The sequence below is a fragment of the uncultured Parabacteroides sp. genome (assembly GCF_902493135.1).
Classification (GTDB): domain Bacteria; phylum Bacteroidota; class Bacteroidia; order Bacteroidales; family Tannerellaceae; genus Parabacteroides.
The window spans coordinates 77,641-90,846 of record NZ_CABUOD010000004.1; the positions used below are offsets into that span (position 1 = coordinate 77,641).

Genomic DNA, 13,206 nt, shown 5'->3' on the forward strand with positions numbered 1-13,206 from the left:
TAGTTTCTTTTCCCTCAAAAAGATACCATTTCTATTCTTTTTCTTGTTTCTTCGCCGTAGAAAGCATCCCGCATGCGGCAAATATATCCTCTCCTCGTGATGCCCGGATCGTACAAACGATGCCGGCCGCATTCAGCGTATCCCGGAACGCCTCCATTCTTGCCAAGTCCGAACTTTCCAACGGCACATTGGGGATTGCATGAAAACGGATCAGATTGACTCTGCAAGGGACTTTATCTAATAAACAAACCAAAGCCTTCGCATGTTGAAGATCATCATTCAATTTTTTAAAAACAATGTATTCGAACGAAACACGGCGTTGATGCGTAAAATCATATTGTTTGATCGTCTCGATAATATCACGCGCAGGAAAAGCCTTTTCAACCGGCATCAAGGACAACCGTTCGCCCGGATAAGGCGAATGCAGGCTGACTGCCAAATGACACTCACTCTCTTCAAGAAACCGTTTTAACCCTTTGGCGACTCCGATAGTCGAAACCGTGATCCGCTTAGGGCTCCAGGCGTATCCGTAAGAGGCGGTCAAGATTTCCAATACTTTGAACAGCTCATCCACATTGTCCAGCGGTTCTCCCATTCCCATAAAAACGATATTGGTCAGTTTCTCCGTTTCCGGTAAGGATTGTATCTGGTTCAGGATCTCGTTAGCCGACAGATTCTTGGTAAACCCCTGCTTGCCGGTCATACAGAAAAGGCAATTCATTTTACATCCCACCTGGGAAGAAACACACAACGTTGCTCTGTCTTCCGTCGGGATATACACGGATTCGACAAAATTACCGAGACCGGCAGGATACAAATACTTGATCGTACCGTCTACCGACTTCATCAAATCGCAAGAAGGTACGGCTCCCACCTCGAAGCTTTCCTGCAATAAGGCACGTTTCGCCGCGGCTATATTCGTCATGGAAGCAATAGAAGTCACCTTTTTCTTATACAGCCAGTCAGCCATCTGCTTGGCTGCATAACCCGGAAGTCCGACTTCGGAAGCTACCCCTTTCAGTTCATCCAAAGTCATTCCCAATAAACGTCTTTTCTCACTCATGATCCTTCTTCTGTTTCTTTCATGCAAAGATATAAAAAAACCGCCAATCAACTGCGATTGGCGGTTTTCTATGATGGACCGGCAGTCTCTCCTGCCGCTACAGTTCAACTATTAATAGAAGCGGATACGGTTATCTTCCACCTCTGCTTTGTTCACTAACGACTGGATAGCCTGGAAACCGAAGCGGTAAGCGTTAGAAGCATCCAATGCTTTGATTTCGGCTGCTTCGTCATAGTTCTTGGCATCCTTGTTCTGTTCGTAAACCTTAAATACATATACACCGTTGTTACCGGCAACCGGAGCGCTCAACTGATCTTTCTGAGCCAATGAAACCATTGCATTCAACTTCGGTTCAACACCGATACCTGCGATACGGCGTGTTGCAAAGCTAACGAACTTAACAGAATCTACAGAAGAATTCATAGCCTGAGCATAAGCATCGACAGAACTCAGATTCTTAGCAGACAGGTCCTGTGCGATCTTTTCACCCTTCTTCTGAGCGATCAACTCTGATTTCAACATCGGAGTAACAGATTCCAAAGAACGGTAACCTTCCGGCAACGTACCCTGAATAGCAGCAATCACAAACTTATCGTCACATTCGAAGATTTCAGAAATATCGCCCTTGCCGTTCTGGAACGCCCAACGGATTACCGGACGCGAATTCTTGATAGAACCCAGCAACTGGTCGTTAGCAGTTACCGTCACATTAGACAACAGATTGTAACCGGCTTCTTTAGCGGCATCATCCAATTTATCCATATTCTGGTTCTTTGAAATGAACTGGTTCAATTCATTATAGATGTTACCATAAGTCTTCGTACTCGGAGATACGGTCATATCGATATCAGCCACCTTATATTTGTCAACATTTGCAGTCTTATCGGTAACCTTGATGATATGCGTACCATACAAGGATTTTACAATTGAATAATCATTGACCGGGGTCGAGAAAACAGCTTTTTTGAAATCATCATTTACACCTCTCAAAGCAGTCGCTTCAGTAAACCAACCCAGTTCACCGCCTTTTTCAGCAGCCTGGTCAGCTGAATATTCCTTTGCCAGGGCAGCAAAGTCGCCGCCTTTCTTCAATACGTTCAACAAGCTATCAGCTTTTGCTTTGATAGCAGCTTCATCACCTGTATTTGCCAACATGATATGGCTGACCTTTACAGAGTCGGGAGCAACGGTTTTGTCGACCAGTTTGAACAGTCTGTATTTATCGTTTTCGAAAACAGGACCGTACACGTCACCAACATTTGCAGTCTTTACAAATTGTTTCATTTCAGGATCCAGCGCATTCTCTGTAAAGAAAGCGTCCAGATAAGGTATTTCAGAATTTTCCGTTACCAAATCAGCCACTTTTTCAGAAGTAGCCAACTCGCTCTTCAAAGATTCGATCTCAGCGCTTGCCTTATCATAGTCTTCTTTGCTCGGACGGATGTCGACAGCGATATATTTGATTACTTTCCCTTCTTTTTGCTTGAACAACTCTTTACGCTGATTGTACAACTTTTCGATATCGCTCTTGCTTACCTGTATAGTTGAATCAGGAATAGAAGCGTATGATTGCATTGCATAAACGATATCAGAACTTACAGCCGAACCGTCGAAAGCATCTTTTGCATCCAGTTTGTTGGCAGAAACCGCCTTGCTCAACAGAGTCGTATATTTCTGTTCCAGACGCTGACGTTTGATATTCTTTTCCCAGAACATCCAAAACTGGCGAGCCTGCAACAACTGTGCCTGCTGATCGGCAGGATAGTTGGCGATATTATCGTCGTCAATAGTCTTTAAGAAGTTTAATAATGCAGTTTTGTCAAATGCACCCGTCTGCGGATTCACGAACATCTGCATCTGTTGGATCATCGGAGAAATGTTTTCACCCTGAACCATATCGAACAGTTCTTCCGGACCTACTCCCATTCCTAATTCGGAGGTTGCTTCATTTAAAACGACGTCCTGTACCATGCCATCAAATACAGACTGACGGATCTGAGTCTGGTATTCTTCGGGCAAACTGGTGGAACCTGTCTGCATTTTATACATTTCAGTCATTTCGTCTACACGATCCTGAAATTCTTGAATTTTAATAACTTCTCCGTCTACTTCCGCAACCTTCTCCTGCGATTGTCTGAAATAAGTAGAACCGGAGTTCAAAAAGTCACCGATGATAAAAGCGAACAATGCCACCCCCACAACGAGTACCAGCAGTCCTGCTTTGCTTCTGATTTTTTCCAGCGTAGCCATTTATCTTTATCTATTTTAAAGTTTATTATTCTACATTTTAAGGGCACGAAGATACGAAAAAAAGAGATTGCCGCATCTTTTTATGCTCTTTTTTTAATTAACTCACTACTTTCATACGAACTAATTCGATTTTAGTAGCCGTCACTTTTATGATTTTAAAAGAATATTTATCGATTACAACCGTTTCATTCAACTTCGGAAATTTCTGATAAAAATGCAATATAAAACCGGCGATCGTCACATAATCGTCCGACTCCGGCAATTCCAGGTCAAACTTCTCATTCAACGTATCGATCTCCATACGACCGGACAACAGATATTCGTCATCTCCCACCATCTTGGCGACATACGACTTGATATCGTGTTCGTCTTCTATCTCTCCGAATATTTCTTCCACCAGGTCTTCCAGGGTTACGATTCCCGAAGTTCCTCCGAACTCATCCACCACGACAGCCATGCTTTTCTTGTCCTGCATCAGGACTTTCATCAATTTATTGGCAGCCATCGTTTCGGGAACGATCGAGACGCTCCGGATGCTCTGTGTCCAATCTTCAGGATTTTTAAACATTTCCGAAGAATGAATATATCCGACAATATCATCTATATTTTCATTATAAACAAGTATCTTGGAAAGTCCGGTCTCTATAAAACGGGAACGTAATTCCTCAAGAGCGGCCGTCTTATCACATGCCACAATTTCCGTACGGGGAACAATGCAATCACGCAAACGAACATTCGAGAAATCAAGTGCATTCTGAAAGATCTTCACCTCCGTATCCATATCCGAATTTTGAGGTGCATCTTCAATACTCTGCTGAATAAAATAGTCCAAGTCGACCTTCCCCAACGTCCGTTGCGTCGAACCGGTCACATTCTTTACACCTGCAATTTTCAAAATCAGAAAAGAGAGCAGAGATGAAAATTTAGAAATCGGATACAATACGACGTATATGATTAACAAAGGTACCGAAAACAAAGTAAGCGAAAAATTCGGATTCAGCTTAAAAACGGTCTTCGGAATAAACTCCCCGGCAAACAATATCAAGATAGTCGAAATAATAGACTGAGTCAAGACAATTAACGCCTCGTTATTTACCACACGCGCAATAAACGGTTCCAGGACAATCGCCATCTGCAAACCGTAGACAACCAAGGCAATATTGTTTCCGACCAACATTGTAGATATAAACTGATGCGGGTTCCGGTAAAATATATCCAGGATCTTACTCGTCAGGCTTTTTTCCTTTTTGTCAAGTTCGAAACGTAACTTATTGGAGGAGATAAAAGCAATCTCCATCCCTGAAAAGAATGCAGAGAAAGCCAATGATATTAATATGTATGTAAGTGCGCTCATTACTTCGTTTTATCCATCTTGACCGGTATCAATTCTTGCGGAGCCCTTTTTCCCGTTTGTGCAGGTTTCTTCTGCTGAACAGTTGCCGCAGCAGGGTTAAGAGCTACAGATACGGTATCTGCCGGAACTGTGTTTTTGGTCGAATCGGTTACAGCCGATTCACTGACAGGGAATATCCCCTGAGAGTTAAATATCTTATATTGAGTCATATCCTGATTCGATTCGAATCCGATACCCGTAATGATCTTATCTTCTTCTTGTATCCGGATATATTTATCCGTATAGATTTTTTCTTCTTTCTGATTCCAGAAAAGAAGAGACGTTTCAAACGTTTTTCCTTCCAGGCTTTCCACCTTTACATTCCCGGCCCATTTCCACAAGCCTTGCTTCTCATAGTTATAGGCCGTATCAGCCCTGAGACTTGCTTCGGTACGAAACAACGTGTCGAATTTTTCCACATAAATACCTTCCGGAAAATACGAGAACGGCTCTTTAGCTTTATCAAATTTCAGAAATTCTTTGGCGGTAGCCCGATAGCGCGTAATTCCCGAATCGGAAAACTGAGTGGTATAATCAGTAGTCCTCAATGTATAGGTTGTCTCCGGATCGAAAGCAACCACGACCACCTCCTTCTTATCGCCATTACAAGAGGCAGTAAATAAAAGAAGCATAACAACTACCACTAAGATAGTTGTTATGCCTTGTTCGCTCGTTTTACAAAGAAAACGGTTCTTAATCATAATTATCTGATTGTGACAGTCTCGCCAATCCAGCCCCCGATTTTGAAAGTTTTTCCTTTTTCCAAATCCGGATGCATGAAAACTTCTTCCGTAGAAGGAAGGTGAGCACGATAAGTATTAGCCAATTTACCGGCGTCTTCTGCTACATTCTGGTCTACCTGTCTTGCTTTTTCAAACTTATCGATAGCTGCATAATAAACAACTTTTGCCAATACGGCATCATTCGGATAGATAGATTTAGCAGATTTAGCATACATGTTACCGATCAAGATGTACGGAGCACCGTAATCAGGATTGGTTTCGATGGCCTTCTGACAATATTGTCTTGCTTTTGACAAATTGTTCTGCTCGAACAACAGTACACCGATCAGATAATAGTCTTCAGCCTTTGAAACAGCATCCGTTTCCATATTGGCAGCTTCTTCAAAATACTGAATAGCCTTATCATAATCTTTTGCTTTTACAGCCTGTTTTGCAATACCCAAGGCAGCATCTGCACTCGGTTCCAATTTATAAGCATAAGCAGCAGCAGTATAGAATGCATCGATTTCCTGGCAACGAACACGTCTCAACAGAGATACGATTTCTTTCAATGCAGGCAGATCGTCTTTTGCTGCTTCGACTTTAGAAGCATACATATTCTGCAATGTTTCGCAATCAGCAGCACCACTTCCTGCGAAACCACCATCGATGGCAGATTTGAAAGTAGTCAGGTTCTTAATTTCCTTTTCATTATTTGCAGCCTGGGCAGCAGCCAACTGAGTAGCGATAATCTTGGAACATTTAAGATAGTCTTCCAGATACTGTTGTTTGAAGTTCGGATCAGCGATCAATTGCTGATGAGCAGCCATCATATACAGAGAGACACCCATTGCTTCCGTGTTTTCACCAAATTCATTCACAACTTCACCCAACCAACCATAAATAACTTTAGGATCAGCCTTATCACCCATCAGACGCAGATAATCAGCGGCCTTACGAGCAACAATCCAGTCTTTACCATACTTCCGGTCATTACCGAAATATTTCACACGCGTATCATACACCTTCATCAATTCATCAATAAGAGCAGCTTTCTTAGCCGGATCTTTCTCGGTATTGATTTTCCAGTCCATGATTTTCACACCATACAGATAGATATCCTTATGGGCTCCCGGACATTCGGTATAAGCCTGATGCCAGAATTCATAAGCATCCTTGAAATTCCCTGCTTTGGCGTAAGGGACAAACAAGCTGATATTGGTAATACAACGTACGCTATCTTCACCAGAACCGAACGGAGTACCAGTATCTACACCTTTTTGTGCATAAGCTCCGAACGACATCATCGAGCATCCGAGAGCCAACAATAATACTTTGATCTTCATATTTATTTCTATTAAAGTTAACTATTTAGTTAATCGACCTTAAACTTCATAAACCATGCTTCGTTGAACGTATAATTCACAGTAAAACGGAAATACTGTTCATCAATCATATTCATCTTCACTTCCGGTTTCTTTCTCACATATTCAAACGATATGTTAATCAACGAACGGTTATCAATCAACGGTAATCCCAGACCGATACTTGCCCCGATCTCGTTATAACCGTCTCCGGAAGGATTGGCATCTGTCCGATTCATACGCAAATATGAGTTTCCATAATGGACACCTGCACGATAGCGAATCCGGCTGAAATATGATTTGCGCATATAATCCGGTATATATTCGCCACCTACTGCTACCCGGTAACGATTCTTGAAATTACCTTTCTCCCCAAAGTAAAGCATTTTTCCCCAATCTTCATAGGAAAAATCAGCTGCTAACGTTAATTTATTTTGTTTCACATATGAAAGACCCACTCCATACTTATTCGGAAGTCCGAATTCTTTATTGGATATCGTATCAGAAGAGATAATCTCGTCCGTATATCCACTTGAAGTTAATGTTTCTGTATAATTATAAGAATCGGCATTCAAGTTTCTTTTTGGAGAGAAGACCAATCCTAATGTCACACTTTCCGTTTTACTAAAAGGATGAGTGTACTGCACTCCGAAATCCATTATCAGATCTCGAACCCTCAACTCTTGGCTACGAGAAGTATTGTAAGCACCCGTACCTTCAGCAGACATATTGATCAATTGCGAATGCTTGATATTCCCAAACAGGAAACCAAAATTGGCTCCCACGGCCAAACGTTTTTTCCAAATATCCACAGAGATACCTCCATATAAATCACTCAGACCGCCCGAACCGTTATAAGTTTCCGTAAATACAACCCCCTGGTCGTTGCGCAAAGCGCCAAATTTATAACCGACATAAGAATAGGGCAACAAACCGATACTCAAGGCTATCCGGCGATGAATCGGGAATTGCATGGCAATATATTCCAAATTTCCATTGATGTCGTTCTGACGGGCATTCCCGTCATCGAACCACGACAATTGGCCGGCTACACCAAAATCAAAGAGAAATGTCAGGGAGTCCATGCAACTGTATGATGCCGGGTTCATCGGATTTATCTGCTTTGGCGAACGTAATCCGTAACCTACACCGCCCATGGCTCGGCCTGCGCCGAACGAACGTTCTCCCAAATCACCATACCCGAAACGGGTATAAGGCGAGTTAGTATTGTTTTGCGCCATCAAAGGCAACAGTATGAATATAAGAACGCTTGTTATTAGTACCTTATTAATCTTCAACATTATACTCTAAGATTCTGTTTAATCCTGTCAACACTAAATTAATGTCTGCAAAGATGGAGTTTTTTAGCCGTCTTTCAAAATAAAACGAATGACCGCCTGTTAAAAAAACCAAAAGGTTAGGATATTTTAGCCGAAGCATTTCGATATACCCGTCCATCTCGCACACAATTCCATTTACTACTCCAGCCTGGATGGCTGTTTCCGTATCCGTTCCGACCAGAGGAATATCCTCCTTTTCGACCACTAAAGGCAATTTCTTCGTAAACTGATTCAAGGCCTTGAACCGGGTTGTCATTCCGGGCGAAATATTTCCCCCTAAATAAGAACCGGAAGCATCGATCAATTCATAAGTAATGGCTGTTCCGGCATCGATCACCAGCAAATCCTTTCCGGGTTGCAGATAATTAGCCCCGACAGCGGCAGCCAACCGGTCTCTGCCCAACGTTTCCGGTGTTTTATATTTCACCGTAACCGGAAGAGACACCGTTTCGTCCAAAAACACAAAATTCCGAAGATTGCTTTCCAGGTACGCAACCAATTCGTCGTCTTTATCTATCACTGTCGAGAATATCCCTTTCGTCAACGGGTATTTCTTAAAGATAGAAGAGATAACTTCCACGTCGAATTTCTTAAACACAAAAGAAGCCTCCATATGCCTCTTGTTGTATACAGCCACCTTCGATGATGTGTTTCCTTGTTCTATAATGAGATTCACGTGTCTGAATTTTTCCGCAAAGAAAAACAAAAATGATGAGATAACAGACATATCGAAGGCATAAAGTATAAAAAAGGAAGCGTATCAAAACAAAATCCTGCTTACTTATAGCCATAATTTAAGCACGGGATTACCCGGAAAACACGGAAAGAGAATAAATTCATCCGTGTAAATCAGTGAAATCCGTGCCTAAAAGATCGTGATAAAGAGGTTTGGACACACCTCCTCCATCATATAATACAAAATTCAATTAATCAGCCAGAATCAGCAATTCTGCACCCGATGCAAAATCCTGTCCGCGTTGTTCGCTCAATGCGGTAAAGCGGATATAGCGGGCTTTAACCGGGTGATCGAACAACACTTTCTTTTCTTTCAGGTTATTTTCAAAAGTACCTTTGAGGATCGGTTCCCCCCAATTCTTACCGTCCTGGCTGACACTGATCGAATAATCCTTGATATTTCCATTCGATCCGTCCTGCCGGGGAAGGAATGAAAAACCCTTGATCATTTTTTCTTCTCCTGCGTCCAGATCCACCCAATGCGGATATTTGGCAACAGTAACAGAAAACATCGTGTGCCAGATTGTATTCGGGTCGCCATCCGTCAGATTCTTGGCATCTCCATAACCAGACTCTTCGCTGCTTGTATAGATCACTTCCGTCTGGATACTTTCGATTTTACTGAATGAAGCCGTCGCATTGATTTTAGGATTATCTTTAAACCAAGCTTTTACGATACCGCCATTGCGGAACGGTATGGCTTCCGTATATTCCTTCGCTTTTCCTTTCCCGTCGATCGTATAACAAATCACAGCGTCTTTGCGGGCTGAAGAAAGTTCAACAACTCCGGCACGATTACGCATGATTGTCAACGGCTTTTCTCCGGCTGGCGCAACATTTGCAGTAACTGTCAAATCTTTTCCGGCGGGACGGATTATAAAACCCATGTCATGATGTCCGGCAAAGACACGATCCTGTTCCAGCGGTCCGCCTTGTCCGCAGCTGTTACCCCCCAGCCCGGTCACAGCCGCATCCAAATGCAGATAAGTATCTCCGGCAACAGGCAACTGGTAGGGATGAGAAGCCAGAATCAAATCCAATGCAGAGTATTGAAGAGCCGATACGGATAAACGATCGGTAGCCACAAATACAGCACCCTCTCCATTAGGATCAGTCAGAGCACACCAACGTACATCCTCGTGGTTGCCCATATCCTGCGGTTTCGGGAAATTCACAAACTCGCCTGCCACCGTATTCTTATGCTGTTCGATAAACTGTCCGCTTTTACGGTCAGCATAGTTATCGATCGGACCACGTCCGTAATAAGTGAAAGCGGCATATCGTTGCGGGACTTTCATCACATATCCCAGGCGCGGCAATACCAGACTCGGACGGTTGGAGGTGATGCTCGATTGCAATTCGATAGAACCGTCGGGATAAACGGTCCAGATTTGATTTGTCGTAAACTTGAAATCGTTTTCACCGAATTTCTTATCCGTCAGCTCTTCGATGCTGTTCTTTCCCGTACTGGTTCCGCCTTTGATCTTAGCCCCGTTCGGAGCCTGCGATTCAACGGTGAAAGCCAGAACGACCGTACCATCCTTTCTTTCCAGGACCGTACTGTTCGTTGCCCGGTGTTGCAAGTTATGCAAACCGTGTTCAAACCATTGAGAATAGAACCAGTTGTCGTTATTGGTAAAAGCACGCAAAGCATCGAGCTTCGGACCGTGCCCATCGGCTATAATCGTCTTGCCTCCGTATGCCAAGCTGTAGATCGTACCCGCCTCCATATCGAACTTGGCCACGAAATTGTCACCGCTCACCGTTTTAATCGAAGCATCCGAATGATCCGACTCCACTTTCCCGGCAGAAGCCGCCACGGCATTTATGGAAGGACGGGCTGTCGCTTCCTTCAACAACATTTGTTCCTCCGCCATCACAAATCCCTTTTCCGCCCACGGCATATTCTCTTTAAGCAGGAACTGAACTTTTACAAAATACTCGGAATCATTCTTCAGCTTGTCAAAAGGTACAGGAATTGTCACTTTCGCTCTGGTACGGGCCGGGATCGTCACGGAATTGACCCAACCGGATTGAATTTCATTCCCGTTTTCATAAAGAGACCATTTCACATCATAATCCGAAAGATCTTTAAAATAGTATTTATTGAATATCTCAAAAAGACCTTTCGAAGCATCAACCGCTTTCACATCAATATGCTGATACACCTTTTTCACTTCGTAATATTGCGGTTTCGGTTCCAAATCACCGAACACAATGCCATTCATCACAAACTGTCCGTCATTCGGAGTATCGCCAAAATCTCCACCATAAGCCAGATAACGTTTACCGGTCTTTTTATCATAGTTGTACATCGATTGATCCACCCAATCCCAGATAGCGCCGCCACAGAAGAAGTTTGTCGATTCGATCGCTTCCCAGTAATCCACCAGGTTCCCGCAAGCATTCCCCATGGAATGGGCATATTCGGAAATATGGAACGGATATTTGATATCGTAATCACCTTTCACGGCACCCCGTGTCCAACCGATAGACGGATATTGGTTCGATCCCATATCTACAATATCATTATTACGCTCATATTGAACCGGACGGGATTTATCCACCAGTTTCAATGCATCATAGGCCGCCACAAAGTTTTCACCCGGTCCCGCTTCATTCCCCAACGACCAGATCACGATAGACGGATTATTGATATTGGCATGAACCATCTCCATCACACGTGCGACATGCGCCTTTTTCCATTCAACCGGATGTGAAAGGGATGCAGCCCCGTAATAATATTCATGTGACTCGATATTGGCTTCGTCTTCCAGATAAAGGCCATATTTATTACATAAGAAATACCAGTAAGGATCGTCCGGATAATGTGAATTACGCACATGGTTGATATTGGCACGTTTCATCAGCATCACCTCTTTTTCCATCATATCGCGCGTGATAGCATGTCCGACAGCCGGATTCGATTCATGGCGGTTCACGCCTTTCAACTTGACAGTCTTACCATTTATATAATAGTAACGACCGGCCAGTCCGAATTCATCTTCTTCAGCCGGCGTATCTTTGATTTCCACTTTGCGGAAACCGACAATAGTCGAAACGGTTTCTACCGTTTTGCCTTTGGCATTTTTCAACTCTGCCACCAACGTATAACGATACGGGAACTCTGCCGACCATTTGTTAGGAGCCTTTACATTTAATAAGGCCTGCGAAGTTTGCGTCTGGCCGGGATTTACGACATCTACTGTTGCCGAGGCCGCCACATTGTCGACCTTCGTGTTCTCATCCGAATACAGCTTATTGGCATACAGTGTATATTCCAACTTATATCCTTTAGCCGCTTTCTTATCCAGGTTCCGCACATCGGCCGAGATTTCCAGTGAGCCATCCGTATAAGCAGCATCCAGATCAGGAGTCACGATCAGGTCGCGAACGTGTACTTTCGGAACTGAATAAAGAGCGACCGTCCGGAAGATACCCGGCAGGCGGAACATATCCTGTGCTTCCAGGAAAGAACCGTCTGAGCTACGATAAACTTCCGCAGCCACAACATTTGTCCCTTTACGAAGATAAGGCGTAATATTAAAATTTGCCGTATTGCGGGAATTTTTGGAAAAACCGACATATCTACCGTTGATCCAGAGATAGAAGAAAGAGTCGACTCCATCAAAGCTGATAAAGACTTCGCGTCCGTCCCAATCCTGCGGAATTTCGAAATCACGACGGAAAGAACCGACTTCATTCCGGTGCTTGTAAGTCGTCCAGTTTGTCGGCGGAGTACGCGTCACGCCCCCGCGCCAGTCGTCAACCGCCACTTTATGTTGGAAGATAACCGGCTGGTTCACATAGATCGGAACTCCATATTTCAAACTTCCGTCTTTCTGGATGCCATAGATATTCCAACTGGAAGGAACCGGGATATTATCCCAGCCGGACGCATCGAATTCATTCTTATAAAAATCTTTCGGACGTGCATCAGGATCAGGCGCCCAATTAAATTTCCAATCCCCATTCAATGATTGCCAGAATGTGCTGTTCTCAGGCAACACCTTACGGGCGCTTTCCACATCCTGGAAAGGGAAAATATAAGCATGCGGTTGTTCTTTGTTCAGAGCCAGATTCTCAGGAGACTCCCACTCTTTGCCGGTCGGCGCTTCCACCGGTCCGTAACTAAATCCCCCAAGCGGCAATTGATCAGCCATGCCATAAAAAGAAGCACAGCAAAGCGCTAAGGCTAATGAGATTTTTTTCATGATGTTCATTTTAGGAATAATAGATTTTATTTGTGTATTCATTCTTTCAGACATGCCAAAATATCTACAAATATAGGCAATTAACACAGAATATGAAAGAAATAAGTATCTTTGTATAGTAATAT

General features: G+C 43.4%; 8 protein-coding genes. All 8 read right to left on the reverse strand.

Features of this window, described 5'->3' with window-relative positions; all coding sequences use genetic code 11:
* Window positions 1-31: 31 nt before the first annotated feature.
* Entirely contained in the window at window positions 32-1,063 is a 1,032-nt protein-coding gene (gene rlmN, locus RDN79_RS03075) for a 23S rRNA (adenine(2503)-C(2))-methyltransferase RlmN (protein WP_298551517.1), read from the reverse strand.
* A gap of 111 nt (window positions 1,064-1,174) precedes the next feature.
* Window positions 1,175-3,313: a SurA N-terminal domain-containing protein gene (locus RDN79_RS03080; RefSeq protein WP_298551519.1), complete on the reverse strand. Its 2,139-nt coding sequence runs from the start codon at window positions 3,311-3,313 to the stop codon at window positions 1,175-1,177.
* 97 nt (window positions 3,314-3,410) lie between these two features.
* The gene (locus tag RDN79_RS03085) at window positions 3,411-4,667 is read right to left on the reverse strand and encodes a hemolysin family protein (protein ID WP_298551521.1); all 1,257 of its coding nucleotides are present in this window, start codon (window positions 4,665-4,667) and stop codon (window positions 3,411-3,413) included.
* Window positions 4,667-5,407: an LPS export ABC transporter periplasmic protein LptC gene (gene lptC, locus RDN79_RS03090; protein ID WP_298551523.1), complete on the reverse strand. Its 741-nt coding sequence runs from the start codon at window positions 5,405-5,407 to the stop codon at window positions 4,667-4,669. The genes RDN79_RS03085 and lptC overlap by 1 nt, the downstream gene beginning before the upstream one ends.
* Before the next feature lie 2 nt (window positions 5,408-5,409).
* Window positions 5,410-6,774, reverse strand: coding sequence for a lipopolysaccharide assembly protein LapB (locus RDN79_RS03095; protein ID WP_298551525.1), 1,365 nt, complete (start codon window positions 6,772-6,774; stop codon window positions 5,410-5,412).
* Between the two features lie 29 nt (window positions 6,775-6,803).
* Complete coding sequence (locus tag RDN79_RS03100; protein WP_308572871.1) at window positions 6,804-8,093, reverse strand: hypothetical protein; 1,290 nt, start codon at window positions 8,091-8,093, stop codon at window positions 6,804-6,806.
* Window positions 8,080-8,859 (reverse strand): type III pantothenate kinase, encoded by a 780-nt coding sequence (locus RDN79_RS03105; protein WP_298551528.1) that lies wholly within the window; start codon window positions 8,857-8,859, stop codon window positions 8,080-8,082. Before RDN79_RS03105 ends, RDN79_RS03100 begins: the two co-directional genes overlap by 14 nt.
* Before the next feature lie 199 nt (window positions 8,860-9,058).
* The gene (locus RDN79_RS03110; RefSeq protein ID WP_298551530.1) at window positions 9,059-13,081 is read right to left on the reverse strand and encodes a glycoside hydrolase family 2 TIM barrel-domain containing protein; all 4,023 of its coding nucleotides are present in this window, start codon (window positions 13,079-13,081) and stop codon (window positions 9,059-9,061) included.
* Window positions 13,082-13,206: the final 125 nt, after the last annotated feature.